Origin of the sequence: Methylobacterium hispanicum, assembly GCF_022179285.1 — a bacterium.
GTDB classification, from domain to species: domain Bacteria; phylum Pseudomonadota; class Alphaproteobacteria; order Rhizobiales; family Beijerinckiaceae; genus Methylobacterium; species Methylobacterium hispanicum.
This window is the reverse complement of the sequence record NZ_BPQO01000022.1, coordinates 106,857-120,486: the sequence shown is the minus strand read 5'-3', so window position 1 is coordinate 120,486 and position 13,630 is coordinate 106,857. Positions and strand designations below refer to the sequence as shown.

The window sequence follows — 13,630 nt, the reverse complement described above, 5'->3', positions numbered from 1 at the left end:
GCGCCCGTCGACCTTGTAGTAGGTGTTCGAGTTGACGACGTTGTTGGTGATGACGGGGACGGGGTAGGTGCCGGCGGCGGAGGGCTGGCGGAAGACGTAGGAGGCGGCCAGGAGCTCGGCCGGGTGGCCGACGGCCATCACGCCCGCGAGGGCGAAGGTGATGGCGCGACGAAGGAGTGACATGGCCGACCCGTTCCTTGAATTGGCCGCGATGGTACGTCGCGCTGAGGAGCGATGCAAAGCGGGTCGAAGGCACGATCACGAGATCGGTGGTTAGGTTCCGGGCTCCACTCGGTCGGCAGGCGAGCAGGCGTCGTCACCCTGGCCTCATGCCTTCGGCCGAAACCGAAACTACTGGAGAGTGGCGAGGGACGCGATGCCCAGCCCTTAGCTTAAGGCCCAGATGGGCCCGACCGAAGGTGCCGCGGACGTCGTGGCGGTGACCCATCGATCCCCGGCAAACGCGTCGCGGCCGGTTCCGAGACGCCGGAGACGGGCGTCACAGGACCGGAAGGAATGGAAATTCGCAGTCGCGTTGCGCCGGTGCGGTAGACACGGGTTTCATTCCTTGCGAACGTCGTGGCGATTCGGCCCAGCCCCGCCGGCTTCGAGCGGGGAGGTCCGGAATTCGATCGACGTTCCCAAAACGACATCACAGGAAAGAGCCGCGATGACGGACGGCCGGATCCGGGCAGCGAACACCATCGCCCGCGAAACCATCGACATCCTCCAGGGCCTCGTGACCAACAACGGCACCGATCGCGCGGGGGCGGCCACCACCGCCGCTTGCGTGACCCTTTTGCTGACCGGGCTCGCCGGACGCAATCCGACCGGCGCGGAGGGGACCGCACAACCCAGCGACAACGGCCTACAGTTCGCTTCGGCGGTCCTGGAGCTGCTTCGCGAGGACGTGCCCGTCGACCTGCAGGTCGGCGACGGCCTGCGCCCCAAGCTGCCCACCTACATCCCCCTGGAGGCCGAAGGGCACATCATGTACGGCCTGACCCGTCTCAGGTCGGCCATCCAGAACTGGACCATGCTCCCGGGCGTGGACGGCGCCGACCTGATCCAGGCCGGGTTCGCAGGCGGCATCCGCCAGTTCGTCAAGGACAACCGGGCGGCCCGACCGATCGTCGCCTACGAGCTGGTCGCCGCGATCGGCCGTCTCATCGAGCGGCCGGTGCCTGCACGGACTTTGCCGCGCGCCGATCCGGCAGCCCTCTTCGCGCCTCCGGCCGATCCGTACCGCGGGTACCCCGTCCACTTGTCCAGGACGCCGTTCAGCCATCAAGCGGCGGCTGCCTGAGCGAAGGGCGGCGTCCCGGCTCCCGAGCCGGATCAGCTGCCCGATGCATCGCGCCCTCGGCCGGATCGGCAGCGGGCGCGATGAACGATCGTGGCGCGATCGCGTTCGTGCCCGCAGGCGCCGACCAGGAGACTTGGATGGGTGACAAGCACCGCTACGGGTTGTCCATCGTCATCGCGGCCGCGCACGAACTCGGCGACGCGGAGGCGGACGCCGTGCGCGCGGGCGTGGAGCGTGCGGTCCAGGGGGTCCTCGGCGACGACGGCACGGCGTCGGCTACCCTTGCGGACCGGCGCACCATCGTGCTGAGCCTCGAGGCCGACCGCGAACTCGGCCAGGATGCCGAGGAGGCCTTCTCCCTGGCCGCTCAGGAGGTCGTGTTCGACGCTCTGGACGCCGGCGACGCGCTGCGCGTCGGCCGCCTGGAGCCCGTCGCCGATCCCGCCTCTCCGAAGGCCTGACCTCAGGCCCGAGGACCCGCCGGACGAACGCAAAGGGACGCCTCGAGCTCGTCGGCTTCACGTCGGATTCCGTCGGCAAGCGCCGCGACGAGGTCGGCCCGTCGACGAAGCATCCCGATGCGCAGCTGCCACGACGCCTCCACGGCGTCGCGCTGCAGGCTCGGCGTCGTCTGGAGGAACGCGTCGAAGACGCCGTAGACCTCTTCCAGCAAGGGAGCGACGTCCCCGTCCGCGAGGCGGAGATGGCCGTGCCGGCGGAAATGCCAGGGGTCGTCGAGCGACAGATCGAAGGAGAACGGAGCGATCCTGTCGAACGCCGACCCCGGCAGAGCGAAGGCGATCTGGAACGCGACTTGGCGTCCGCCGATGTTCCAGGCCGGACAGCCGGATCGGTCGAGTCCCTCCGGCGTCGACTCAGCCGCGAAGAAGCCGGTACGCAGATAGACGGTACCGTGCAGGCCGGACCCGTCATCGGCCATGATCACCTCCAGCGACACGGTGCGCCCGGAGGCGGCCGTCGCGACGACGGGATCGAGACGCGGAACGATCCGGGAAAGCGCGAGATCGCCACCTGCACCGTCCGGACCGACGTCGTGCACGGCCCTGAGAGCGACGCTCCTTCCCATCACCTCGATGGTCTGCGCGGGAACGTCCGGATCGACGACGTGACGGGTCATGGGCTCGGCCGAGGAATGCAGGCCGTCGATGATCCCCGAGGACCGCGCAAGCGGCAATACGGATCGGCCCAAACGCAACGATCCGATTCACCGGGCGTCAAGCATCGCGCCGGATCCCGCGAAGGATCGGCCTAGACGCCGCCGCGCGCCTTGCTCATGGTCCCAGGCAAGGAGCGGCGCGCGCGTCGCGGTCTGGGTATCGGCATGGGCGAAGGAATCCCGATCTGGTGGCCCGCGGTGGCCGAGATAGGTCGTCTGACGGGGCTGCATCTCGCCGCGCGGGCCGGACCGGCTTCGGCGCCGGGCGTCCTCGCCGTCGACATGGAACTGCTGGAACGGACGACGGCCGCTCTCGATCTTCCGGCGTCCGCCGTCGATCTCGCCCTTCAAGGGAGCGTCGACCCGCAGCTGACGATGGTCGCCCGTCTCGCGCGGCATGCCGGTTCAGCGCTGGTGGTCGCGCCACGCGGCATCGAACTGCCGCCACCCCGGCGTGGGGCGGTCGGAGGTGCCACCGAGGCCGAAGCCGACGTGGCGGCCCTGCAGAAGCATCTCGCCGGGGCGCGAGCCCGCCGCGGCTTGACGCTCCCCTCCTTCGCCCTTGCCGGCGGGATGCCTCTCGGGGCGGCGGCCGCAGCCGAAACGGATCCCGTGGCCGCGACGCTGGGCGGGGTGGCGCGCTTTGCCGGAGCCCTCGATCTCGCGCTCGGCATCGTTCCGGCCCCGGTCGTACCGCAGTTGTCGAAGACGGTGGGTGGCGGGAGGGTCAGAAGGCCGGACGATCCGGACGCCGGCGATGCGACGGCCGATCTCGGTTGGATCAGGCGGGCGCTTGAGGAGGCGTTGTCGCAGAGCAGTCTCGACGCGCCCACCCTGGCCCGCATGGTCCACCTGCCGGATGCGGTCAGCCGGGATCCCGATGCCTGCAGGTTCCTGGGACCGTTCAAGACGACGGCGTCGCTCGCGGCCGGCCTCGGACTCGCGCTGGCCGTGGTGGACAGAGGGAAAAGGGAAGAGGCGTTGATCCGCCTCGGGACGAGCATCTGCGGGCCCATACCCCCGCCGAGCCTCTCTCCTGCAGGGGCCCGCGAAGCGGTCCGCCGGCAGGAGAAGGAAGTGCTCGAAACGGTGCGCCGCCGCCGAGAGCGGAACGGCGCCGCCCACGCGGATCTCGCGCAGGCCTGCGGCACGAGCGAGCGCATGGCACGCGACATGGAACGGGGACTGATGCCCCAGCACGTGAACCGCATCGCGCGGCACGCGGAAGCCCTGGGGCTCGTCCTCGTCCTGCAAGCGGCCTAGACGACTCCGTCCGCTACCGGACGATGTACCGCCGGAACGGCTCCCCCGTGCGCTCGACCGTTAGCCGCGTCGTGCGCACGATCTTCGTCGAACGCTCGATCGTGCGGCGGTAGGCGAGGCCGGCGGGCCGGGGACGGATCGGAAGAGCGTAGGCCTGCGGAGCCGGGTCGACCGCGACCGCGTAGGGGACGTAGGCGGTCGGGCTCCAGTTCGGCCGCGCGGGCGAACGCGCCGCGGCCACGCGCCGAAGGTCGTCGATCGTCAGGCTGGTCCGGTCGCAGCCGCGCGGGCGACCGTACAGGCAGCCGTCCAGGGCCGTCCGGTAGCGGATCGAATGATCCTCGTTGTTGAGGCCGACATAGGACTTCTCGTGGACGACCACGCCGGCGCCGATCCCGTCGACGTAGGTATCCACGTAGGTCGATCCGTAGTCGTGCCTCGCCTCGTAGACGCCGGGCCAGTAGCCCCCGGCCACTGCAGGCGTGGCGGAGAGCGCGGCGAGGCCGACGAGCGCGCCGAGGAACCCAGATTTCATGTCCATCTCCCGTGGGCGGTGTGTACTACAACGCGGCCAAGTTTAGGGAGGTTTCACGGACTCCGCCAAAGAAACGGAAGCCGCTCGATGCGAAGGAATAGACATGTCGGGCGGAAGTCCTTTTGTCGTTCCTTCGGTCGGGCGAACCGGCGCGGACTGGAGTGGCCGTTTGCGCATCGGGGTGCGATCCTCGCGCGACCGGACCGACCCCTCGTGCCGACCAGGAACCTCGGACATGCCCATCCGCCTCGCCCTGCCTTGCGTGGACGCGCTGGCCTCCTCCTGCCTCGACGTCCCATGGGCCAGGGATTTCCCGCGCCGATCCTACCTGACCGTCTGGATCGCTCCGACCGACGCGGAACTTGCGCGCCGACGGTACCCGATGGCCGACGACGTCGAGCGCATCCGTTCGGCGGGCCGGTTCCGGGACGCCGACATGGCCTTCGATCGTGCGCCCGAGGCTGAGGCAGGCGTCTTCTGGCCCTGCCCCTGGGGCGCGGGGACCACGGAGGAGAACCTGACGGAAATGGCCGGCGCCCTCTCGCTCCTCCTGCGTGAACACGCCCCGGGCGTCGGCGCGGTGGCGATCGCCGAGGACGTCTCGCACCCGCACGCCTTCGGGTTCGTCACCTACGGCGCCCTGAAGACGGAGGTAGCCCGCGCCGCGGCCCTCTGCACCGCGTACGTCGCCGTCGGCGAGCTGCCTCCCGCGGCGCTCGCCCTGGAGGCCGCGAAGGCCGGCAGGCTGTCCGACGACATGCCGGAAGTCGTGCGTTCCGCAGTCCGCGTTTCGCTCGACGAACTGTCCAGGCGCGTCGTGTCCGCGGTGGAGAACGCGGCGCAGGCTGGCTGGGGGCCTTCGCCCTGAGGTTTCGCCAGGCCGGAGCGGCCGCGGAACCCAGCCGCCCGAATCGGACCTACCAGCCGTCGCACCGGGCCTGCAGGGCGGTGTAGGAGGCTTCGGTATCGATGGCGGCGTTGCGGGCCGCGATTTCCTCCAGGATCGACAGGCGCGCGGCCTCGACGGCTTCCGCGGCGACTTCCTCGGCCTGCCGGCGGGCCTCGTCCGCCCTGTCGGCGTGGACCGGGTAGACCGCGGCCAGACCGGCCACCGCCTGTTTGAACCGCTCCTCGCCCGCAGCGAGGGCGGACCGGGCGATCTCGTAGTGCTCCCGCTCGTGCTCCAGGAGGGCCTCCAGCTCGCAACTTCCCTCGCGATAGCGGTCGGGGACCAGGATCCTCACGGGCTTGTCGAAACCGATGTGGATGTCCGCCTTGGACACCGCCGCGCAACCCGATCCGCTGCGGAACGAGACTTGGTTCGTCGTGAACCTCACCCCGCTGCGCAGGTTCGCGAGCGTCAGCCCGTTCGTCACCCAGCCGGATTGCGCATAGCCCGCGAGGTTGCGCGATTTCATGTCGAGCGCCGCGATCCCCTCCCGGGGTCGGACTTCCACTTCCACCTCGGGCGCGCCGAGATGCAGATCGAGCTCCGGCGCACCGGCGAGTTCTTCGCAGGAGGGGCCGCGCGAGAAGACCGTCGCGGCCGGCCCACGAAGAACGAAAGGCAGAGCGCAGGCCGAGACGAGGGCCAGGGCGATCAGGTACCGCATCCGCTCCTTCCGATCCGACCGCGCGAGGATAGCCCGGAGATCGCCTCGCGAACAGCGTGAAGGAACGACTGGGAAGCTGTGGGGCGGGTACCCGCTCCTCGGGACGCCTCGGTGAAGTGCCGACGTGTCGCGGCTCCGTCGGCCGCAATCCGTTCCGACGATGGAGCGCCGTGGGCGACGACTTCCGCAACGCCGACGCCCTCCCCTCGTTGCCCGACCCGTTCAGCCGCAGCCAGGACCCGGCCTCGTACGCGGAGCCTCGTCCTCCGGGACGGCTTCGGCGGGATCTTCCATCTCGTGCAGTACGCGCGGTGCAGGCAGCGGTCCGCCCTTCCAGCTTCCAGGCTCGTCCTCGGCGCGGGTGACGACATGCCGATGCAGCCTGACTCCGTACTGCGGATCGCCCCTCCAATGCGGTCTCACCAACTCCACGTGGCCCATCCGTATCCGCAGATGCGTGCGCACGTGGTGCAGTGCGCGGTGCTCGGTCGGCGAAATCTGATCGCCTCGTCCGGGAGTGCCGGCGTCGATCCGGATGTGGACCTCGCCCCAGTCGAGGACCGGCGGCTTGCCCTTGCGCTGGCGCGCCCGGTTCAGCTTCGAGTGGTCGTGCGGGCGGACGTCGGCGATCCGGGGCGTGTTGATCAGGCAGAGCGCCGCGCAGACCCAGGCGCCGGCGATGTCCTCGTCGACGCCCTCGATGCCCACGACGTCCTTGAAGCGCAGCGCCGACCCCTCGGCCGGGAAGTCGAACAGACCGGCGATCTGTCTGAAGGGCACGGGCGATCCCGGAGCGCCGGGCAAGTAGACGGACGCCCGACCCATGGTGAGCGAGTAGGGTAGGTCGGGGCGGAACGTGTGCGCGGCCTCGAGCAGCACGCCCATCCGCCCGGCGCCCGGGAAGATGATGCGGTCGTCGTGCCACTCGATCCAGACGCGCTCGGCGGGCAGGAAGAGATAATCCCGGCTCGCGTTCAGGATCTTGGGATCGGCGAGATCGTCGATCGCGGCCTTCGAGAGCGGCGACAGGACGAAGCGTTGCGATCTGGCGATGCCGTCCGTGAGGGATCTGGCGACGTCCCGAAGGTCGCGGGCGAGGCTCGGGCTCAGACCGGTGCTGAGCGCCGCCTGCACGGCTGTAGGTCCGAGACTGGCCAGAACGTCGTCGCAAAGCATTACGGAGCGCGCTCGTCATCGAGGGGACGGCGTCGACGCTAGCCTCCTCGGCCGGGGAAATCGACCTCGGCCGCGATCCTAGCGAGGGGCGAGCGCGGGCAGCGCCGGTTCGGCGGTCTGCTCGCTGGCGGCCTGCAGGCTCCGCGCCAGCGTGCGGATGTCCTGGGCGAACCACTTGTCGTAGCCCTCCGGGCTCGCCCAGGCGATCGCGGTGTCGCGCATGCCGACGACCAAAACGTGTCCGCCGCGCTCGTCGCGCAGGATGTGGACCGCCTCGGCATCCTCGCCGGCGCGTCGCCGCCCGTATGCGTCGAGCGCGCGCACGCCGCACTGATGCGCCTCGCCCCAGGACGAAGGCGTGGCCCAGACGCGGTCGGTCGCCTCCACCGACGCGTGCGCATGCGAGATGCGCAGGAGGTCGCGTTCCTCGGCGCCGGCCGAATTGAAGTAGGCGATCAGGGCGGCTCTGTTCCAGAAGACGCGCGAACCGGCCCCGCCGGCCTCGCAGAGGCGGCGTACCCGCCCTTCCATCTCGGCCCAGGCCCGATGTCCCTGCAGGAAGTAGCGGCTTTCGACTTGGCCGTTGAGCGCCAGAGGCACGACGCCGCCATTGCCGTCCTCGGCGAAGGCATACTCGCGCGCGACGGCGCGGTGGCGTCCGCCGTCGCTTGTCGCGGACGTTTCGCCGACGAAGATGCGCAACGGCCGCTTTGTGGACATCTCGATCCTTCGAACCTCTCGGACGGGGACGTTAGCCGCCGGCGACGAAAAGAACCAATCGAAGGAGCCCGCCAAGCAACGGAACCAAGGGTCAGACCGCACGTTCAGTCATCGGTTGCGACATCGGTGAAGACGAGGCGAAGGGTTCGACGAAAGTCGGGCCCTTCAGCTTTTCGGCCCCCCAGCCTAGGCTCTTCGAAGTTCGGAGGGCAGCCATGGACGCGGACCAGACCGTCGAACGTGCCGTCGAGGCGATCGCGAGCCTCTACGAACGCGCCGTTCTCGCCCGCAGCCCGCTCCATCTCGCAGGATGCGGGGGGTGCGGCGGCCCCACGTTCCAGCAGCCGTGCCCCCTGTGCGACTTCTATCCGATGGGAGCCGACAAGGGGCGCTGGCATCCCGAAACCGCCTCTCGGCAGTTCTTCTGCGACAAGGTCGCCGGATCCGCTCCGCAAGGAACCGGGAACCTCGCGACCTGGGTCCTCTCCGCCCTGAAGAAGTCGGTGGCCTACGCGCGGAACCCGGTGGTCCGGGACCGGCTCGACGCCGCTTTGGCGGATGCCGTCACCCTGGACATGCCCGATCCCGGTCTCGTGTACGACCGAGTCAGCGGAGCGGGCATGATCTACGGCCGGGTGGCCGACGACCATGGGCGTCGGCGGTTCTGGGAGGCGGCGAGCCTCTTGAAGGAGGCGTGTCACGACGAGCCGCGAGTCGCCGGTTCGTCCCAGGACCGGATCTGCTCCGTCATCGCCGATGCCGTCTCCGATCTGCATGCGGGACGCTTCGCCGCCGCCTGCGGCACCCTCCGCGCGGCCGCGAGCGAACGGCTCGACCGCCGCCATGGCGACCCGCATGCCATCCGGCGCGCGATCGCGGAGCTGGACGCGATCGTTCCCGAGGACCCGGAAGAGGAGACGGCCCCTGGTCCCAGACCCTGAGACCAGGAGTCGGCAAGCAACGACACGCCACGGGATCGACCGACTGATCGAACATGCGTCCGGGGCCCGGATACGTAAGGAACGAGGGCAATAATTTCTTGACGGCACCCCTGAGGGCGGTAAGGTACTGCGTTTGTTCCTTCTCTCGAGGGCGGCATGCTCAATCACGGCACCGGCGGGGAGACGGTCGGCTCCTTTCCGTCGACTTCCGCGGCCGAGCGTCCGGATCGTCCCGCCGAGCACGGCCGGCGTCCGGCCAAGGCACCCCCTTCCGTCGAGGATTCGACGCCGCCCAAGGTCTTCCCGAGGGGTTTCAAGACGTTCACCACCGACATGGTCCTGGAGACGCTGCGGAAGTCCGGGCCGAGCACCCGCATCGAGATGTTCGAGACCGTGTTCGGACCGGACAATCTCGGCGCCTGCGACAATCCGAGCTCATATCTGCACAAGGCCATTCGGGCTCTCATGCCCGGGAGGGTCGCGGAGTGCGGGTATCGGAACGGATCGAAGATCTACCAGCTGACGGATCAAGCTCCGCCGCCCGCCGGCGGCCTGTTCTCGCCACCCCCTGCCGTGTTGGCCGAAGGCGAGAGCGTGAACGGAACCGCCCTCCCGCCGCAGGATGCCGACGGGTCTCTCCCCAGGGCCGGAGCTGCGACGCTGCTGCCGGTGCCCGCCGACGACATCATCCGGCGCGGCTCCAGGTCTCCTGTCGACGCCCCCCTTCGCGAGGAGGCCCGTCGCTTCGTCGAGATCTCGGTCGCCGGCGCCTTCCTGTTCATCCGCTGCAGCGACGCGGCGGAAGCCGAAACCCTCGTCGCAGGCATCTTCGCCGCTCCGACGGCGCCGCTGCCGGATGGTGCCCTCGTCGCCGGCTGGCGCGCGGACCTCGCAGCCATGGCCTTCGCATCCTCTCCGGAACGACGGGCCGTCCGGTTCGCGGGGCTCGACGTCGCCAGGGCCGAAGCGGCGTTCACCCGGATCGTGACGGACTACGAGCTCGGGATCGGCGAACACGCGACCGCGATGCGGGTCGTGATCGACGCCCTTTCCGGCGCCTCCATGCCTTGCAGCTCCGACAAGGCATGGGTCGAGGATGCGTTCGGCGCCTTGCGCATGCAGATCCCCAAGGCCGTCGCCGCACCCGGCCCGCCCCCGGACCAACGGCTCGACGCAGACCAAGGGGCAGGGGTCTTCACGCCGAAATGTCCGTCCGAAGCGCTGAAGTCGCTCGCGCTCCGGGCCTACAGGGCGGACAGCCCCGCTGGCCAGATCATGGGGCGTTACGCCCCGCTCGTCCGCGCACTCTTCGACGGCGGCCATTCCTCTCCCGAGATCGCCCGGACGTTCATCGACGAGGGCATGCGGATCCCCGTCGACATGGCCATCGCGCTCGTCGAGCGCATCCGCACGCGAGCCGATTAGAACGCCGATGACCTGCAGCGGAAACCCGCGCCCCCGGATCGCGATGATCTCCCGGGCCGAAGCCTTGGCGTCGCTCGCGTCCGCCCCGCCGGAAGGCCTGACGGCGAAGGAAGTCTACTTCGCGGCCCGACCGCCGACCTGCGATGTCGACCACGCGATCAGCGGCTCCTCATACGCGCACCGGACCCTCGAGGCGCTCGTCGACGAAGGTCTCGTCGAGAAATGCGGTCTCGAGGCGCGCCCTCGGCGCTTCCGCGCGAAGGCCGGCATGATCCCCCGGGAAGCGGACGGCCCCCCGATGGGCCGGCCGGCGGCATCGCCCGAACGGAGCCGGCGCCTTGCTGCCGCATCGGCGGCCCCCGTCGCCGGCCCATCCGTCGGGCCGCGACCGGACCGTCCGGCAGACAACGGGCCCGACCGGATCGCCGACGCCCTTCTGCGCATGCTCCAGGCGCCGAAGCCGGGCTCCCGAGCCGAGATCGTGAAGATCCAGGCGGCCGAGGGCATATCCTGGGCCCGGGCCGCCGGCCTCGACGACCTCGCGATCGCCGCCGAGATCGTCGCGGCAACGGGCCTTGCCGCGAGCCCAGGCGAGATCGTCCACCTCGTGGCGGGCATGCCGACCCGCGCGGATCGGATGGCAAGCTAGAACAGGCGCGTCAGCATTCTGGGTCGGTCGGATTCCGCTGCGATGCGGTAGAGCTGGCTCGGCCTCTTGCCCGTGCCCGAGGAATTCGTGCCACCCTTCTTGGCGCCCTCGATCTTCACGAGGCCGGGGATCGCGTCGAACTTCTTCCGGAACGCGCCGTCGTCGATGATGCGGCCGGTCACCTGTTCGACGACCTGCTTGTACTCCGCCAGCGTGAACGCCTCGGGCAGCAGGAAGGCCGGCAGCGTCGAGTAGGATGCCTTGGCCCGCACCCTTTCGACGGCCGCGGCGACGATCTCCGCGTGGTCGAACGGCAGTGGGGGGAGCGCTCCTACGAGGACTCGCTCGAACCGTACGCCCGATCGCCGTTCCGCCTCGTCCGCGATCGACGTCTGGATGAGGGCGACGTAGGCGACCGCGATCGACCAGCCGCGCGGGTCCCGCTCCGCTCCGCCGAATGTGCCGAGCTGCTCGAGGTACACGCCGTCGATGCCCGCCTTGTCGCGCAGCGCACGCTGGACCGTATCCTCGAGCGTACGATCGATTTGCGGCCTGACATACGCGCCGATGAGCGTGGCAGTCCCCGCGAAGGGTTCCTTGTCCCGCGGCAGGAGAAGCACGCGAAGGCCACCTTCGCCCAAGGTAAGCAGCACGCAGTCGACGCTCGTATCCGGCTTCTCGTAGTCCGTCGCCAACCGGGACCTCCCGTTCCAGCCGCCCCGCACGAGGGGCTTGACGGTGCTCGCATACGGCCTCGCCGATAGCAACTTCCAAATAGCAACTTGCTTTTTGGAAGTTGTGGATCTACGTCTCCGTCAAGGAGGACGCGAGATGGCCGCGACCGAAACAGCCTCGGCGGAGGAGATCCTCGCCGTACCGAAGGAATGGCCGGAGCGGCTTTTCAGCGCCGCTGCGACCGTGGACACCGAGTGGCGTGGCTTGGCGAAGCGTTGGCACCCGGACCGCAATCCCCGCGACCCGCAAGCCGGGCCGGTGTTCCGCCACCTCTGCGACCTCCATCGCGAGGCGGAACGCAGGATCGGCGGCGGCGTCTGGCGGACGCCGGGAATGGTCCGGTTCGAGTCCCTCGACGGGCGCGTCTTCTCGATGCGCTACCGCCGCTGCCGGTCCATGGCGATCGGCGACCTCTACGCCGGCCGCACCAACATCGTCTTCGCGGTGGAGCGCGACCACGCCGACCTGTTCGAGAACGCTCGCCGCACCCTGACCGCGCTCCGCTACGCCGACGGCGCCATGGAGGCCGAGTTCTCCCGCAACGTGCCGCGCGTCGTCGAAAGCTTCGAAACCGCGGACCGTCTCGTGATGGCGGTCACCGTCTCGGCGGACCTCGTCCTTCTCGACGACCTCGCCGCGCATTTCGAAGGTGCGCTGGAGCCGCGCGCGGCGGCCTGGATCGTGTCGGGCCTGTCGAACATCGCCTGCTGGCTGGCGTGGTCCGGTCTCGCCCACGGTGCGATCTGCCCCGACACCGTCATGGTCAGCCCCCGGCATCACTCCGTCGTGCTCGCCGGCGGCTGGTTCCACTCCGTTCCTTTCGGAGCCGCGTTGCTGCCGTCGCCCGAATTCGCGGTCCGCCACGGCCGTGCGGCCGTCGGGCACGACAAGAAGGCCACGCCGCGGCTCGACCTGGAACTGGTACGCGCCGTCGGCCGCGCAGCCCTGGGCGACCCGGACGGCAGCCGTCTTCTGACCGATCCCGCCGTTCCGCGCCCGATGGCCGAATGGCTGGTCCTGCCTCCGGCCGACGACGCCTTCGAGGACTACCGGTCCTGGGAGCGCGCCCGGGAGGCGAGCTTCGGAGCCCGCCGCTTCGTCGAGATGGACGTCGACGTCGACGCCCTCATCCGTCAACGAGAGGAGATCTGATCATGGGCAACGGACGTTGGGACAGCGGCTCCTGGGCCCAATACCGGAGCGTCCACGTCGACCCCGTCCCGAGGGCGCAGCGCTTCTCCGCGGGTGCCGATCCGGCGAACGACCCGGCGAAGTTCCGGGTCCGCGAGAGCCGGATCAGCGCCGCGAACCCCCGGCCCACGCCCATCGCTCTGGGCTGCGACATCACGGGCTCCATGGGGATACTCGCGGAGTCCCTCATGGAGGGAGGCATGGACCGGGCCATGCGGGAGATCTACGCCCGCCAGCCGGTGACCGACCCGCACGTCATGGTCGCGGCCATCGGCGACAGCAAGGGTGATCGCGCGCCCTTGCAGATGACGCAGTTCGAGGCCGACATCCGCCTCGCCGACGGCGTCAAGTCGCTCTGGCTGGAAGGAAACGGGCAGGGGAACGACGGGGAGTCCTACGGGCTTCTGCCCCTGGCCCTGGCGCTGAAGACGTCGTGCGACGCGATCGAGAAACAGGGGCGCCGGGGTATCGCTTTCACGTTCGGGGACGAGCCCGTCCATTCTTCGTACACGAAAGCCGAGATCGAACGCGTGCTCGGGCTGCGGATCGAGCGTCCGGAGATGACCGCGGCGGAGATCTACGCTCTCGCCGCAAGGAACTGGGACATCTTCCACGTCGTGATCAAGGAAGGCAGCTACGTCCGCAGCCAGGGAGGCCTGCGAAGGGTGCTCGATTCCTTCAGTCAGGTGTTGCCGGAGCGGGTCATCGAGCTCGACGACTACCGGCTCATGCCGGAGGTCGTGGTGTCGACCCTGCAGGTCATCGGCGGAGCCGACAAGACCGCGGTCGCGGCGAGCTGGGGCGGCAGCGCGACGAAGACCATCGGCGCCGCGATCAAGAACCTCCCGGCCGTCCGGGGCCGTCCGTCCGCCGGCGGCCTCGCCCGCTACTGAGGAGCA

17 protein-coding genes are annotated in these 13,630 nt (G+C 69.7%); 9 read left to right on the top strand and 8 right to left on the bottom strand.

What is annotated here, in order from left to right:
• The coding region (locus tag MFF56_RS22440; RefSeq protein ID WP_238231175.1) for a hypothetical protein at positions 1-183 on the bottom strand (183 nt) is incomplete at its 3' end.
• Between the two features lie 487 nt (positions 184-670).
• Between MFF56_RS22440 and MFF56_RS22435 the strand changes: the two genes are divergently transcribed.
• Together MFF56_RS22435 and MFF56_RS22430 are read left to right on the top strand one after the other, a co-directional pair.
• A complete protein-coding gene (locus MFF56_RS22435) occupies positions 671-1,306 on the top strand; it encodes a hypothetical protein (protein WP_238231173.1) in 636 nt (211 codons plus the stop codon).
• A 137-nt stretch (positions 1,307-1,443) separates the two neighbouring features.
• Positions 1,444-1,767, top strand: a complete 324-nt coding sequence (locus tag MFF56_RS22430) for a hypothetical protein (RefSeq protein WP_238231171.1) — start codon at positions 1,444-1,446, stop codon at positions 1,765-1,767.
• 2 nt (positions 1,768-1,769) lie between these two features.
• On the opposite strand, the gene MFF56_RS22425 is transcribed toward MFF56_RS22430, so the two are convergent.
• Both MFF56_RS22425 and MFF56_RS22420 read right to left on the bottom strand, forming a co-directional pair.
• Positions 1,770-2,366, bottom strand: a complete 597-nt coding sequence (locus MFF56_RS22425; protein WP_238231169.1) for a hypothetical protein — start codon at positions 2,364-2,366, stop codon at positions 1,770-1,772.
• 165 nt (positions 2,367-2,531) lie between these two features.
• The gene (locus MFF56_RS22420) at positions 2,532-2,882 is read right to left on the bottom strand and encodes a hypothetical protein (RefSeq protein ID WP_238231168.1); all 351 of its coding nucleotides are present in this window, start codon (positions 2,880-2,882) and stop codon (positions 2,532-2,534) included.
• On the opposite strand from MFF56_RS22420, the gene MFF56_RS22415 reads away from it, so the two are divergent.
• Complete coding sequence (locus MFF56_RS22415) at positions 2,859-3,746, top strand: helix-turn-helix domain-containing protein (RefSeq protein WP_238231167.1); 888 nt, start codon at positions 2,859-2,861, stop codon at positions 3,744-3,746. The genes MFF56_RS22420 and MFF56_RS22415 overlap by 24 nt on opposite strands.
• 13 nt (positions 3,747-3,759) lie before the next feature.
• Here the strand turns inward: MFF56_RS22415 and MFF56_RS22410 are convergent, their stop codons facing one another.
• A complete protein-coding gene (locus MFF56_RS22410) occupies positions 3,760-4,281 on the bottom strand; it encodes a hypothetical protein (protein ID WP_238231166.1) in 522 nt (173 codons plus the stop codon).
• A gap of 235 nt (positions 4,282-4,516) precedes the next feature.
• On the opposite strand from MFF56_RS22410, the gene MFF56_RS22405 reads away from it, so the two are divergent.
• A complete protein-coding gene (locus MFF56_RS22405) occupies positions 4,517-5,149 on the top strand; it encodes a hypothetical protein (protein ID WP_238231165.1) in 633 nt (210 codons plus the stop codon).
• Positions 5,150-5,198: 49 nt separating this feature from the next.
• On the opposite strand, the gene MFF56_RS22400 is transcribed toward MFF56_RS22405, so the two are convergent.
• The 3 genes from MFF56_RS22400 to MFF56_RS22390 form a co-directional block, all read right to left on the bottom strand.
• Positions 5,199-5,894 carry a hypothetical protein gene (locus MFF56_RS22400; protein ID WP_238231164.1) on the bottom strand — a complete coding sequence of 232 codons (696 nt, stop codon included), beginning with the start codon at positions 5,892-5,894 and terminating at the stop codon, positions 5,199-5,201.
• Positions 5,895-6,116: 222 nt separating this feature from the next.
• Positions 6,117-7,028, bottom strand: a complete 912-nt coding sequence (locus MFF56_RS22395; RefSeq protein WP_238231163.1) for a hypothetical protein — start codon at positions 7,026-7,028, stop codon at positions 6,117-6,119.
• A gap of 120 nt (positions 7,029-7,148) precedes the next feature.
• Positions 7,149-7,865, bottom strand: a complete 717-nt coding sequence (locus MFF56_RS22390; protein WP_238231162.1) for a hypothetical protein — start codon at positions 7,863-7,865, stop codon at positions 7,149-7,151.
• Between the two features lie 140 nt (positions 7,866-8,005).
• Here MFF56_RS22390 and MFF56_RS22385 point away from each other — a divergent pair, with 140 nt between their 5' ends.
• The 3 genes from MFF56_RS22385 to MFF56_RS22375 all read left to right on the top strand — a co-directional run bounded on the left by MFF56_RS22385 (position 8,006) and on the right by MFF56_RS22375 (position 10,805).
• Positions 8,006-8,731 carry a hypothetical protein gene (locus MFF56_RS22385; protein WP_238231161.1) on the top strand — a complete coding sequence of 242 codons (726 nt, stop codon included), beginning with the start codon at positions 8,006-8,008 and terminating at the stop codon, positions 8,729-8,731.
• 156 nt (positions 8,732-8,887) lie between these two features.
• A complete protein-coding gene (locus MFF56_RS22380) occupies positions 8,888-10,156 on the top strand; it encodes a hypothetical protein (RefSeq protein WP_238231160.1) in 1,269 nt (422 codons plus the stop codon).
• 43 nt (positions 10,157-10,199) lie between these two features.
• A complete protein-coding gene (locus tag MFF56_RS22375) occupies positions 10,200-10,805 on the top strand; it encodes a helix-turn-helix domain-containing protein (RefSeq protein WP_238231159.1) in 606 nt (201 codons plus the stop codon).
• Here MFF56_RS22375 and MFF56_RS22370 read toward each other — a convergent pair.
• Complete coding sequence (locus MFF56_RS22370; RefSeq protein WP_238231158.1) at positions 10,802-11,500, bottom strand: NUDIX hydrolase; 699 nt, start codon at positions 11,498-11,500, stop codon at positions 10,802-10,804. The genes MFF56_RS22375 and MFF56_RS22370 overlap by 4 nt on opposite strands.
• A gap of 136 nt (positions 11,501-11,636) precedes the next feature.
• On the opposite strand from MFF56_RS22370, the gene MFF56_RS22365 reads away from it, so the two are divergent.
• A complete protein-coding gene (locus MFF56_RS22365; protein ID WP_238231157.1) occupies positions 11,637-12,692 on the top strand; it encodes a J domain-containing protein in 1,056 nt (351 codons plus the stop codon).
• 2 nt (positions 12,693-12,694) lie between these two features.
• Complete coding sequence (locus MFF56_RS22360; RefSeq protein WP_238231156.1) at positions 12,695-13,624, top strand: hypothetical protein; 930 nt, start codon at positions 12,695-12,697, stop codon at positions 13,622-13,624.
• The last annotated feature ends 6 nt before the right edge of the window (positions 13,625-13,630 follow it).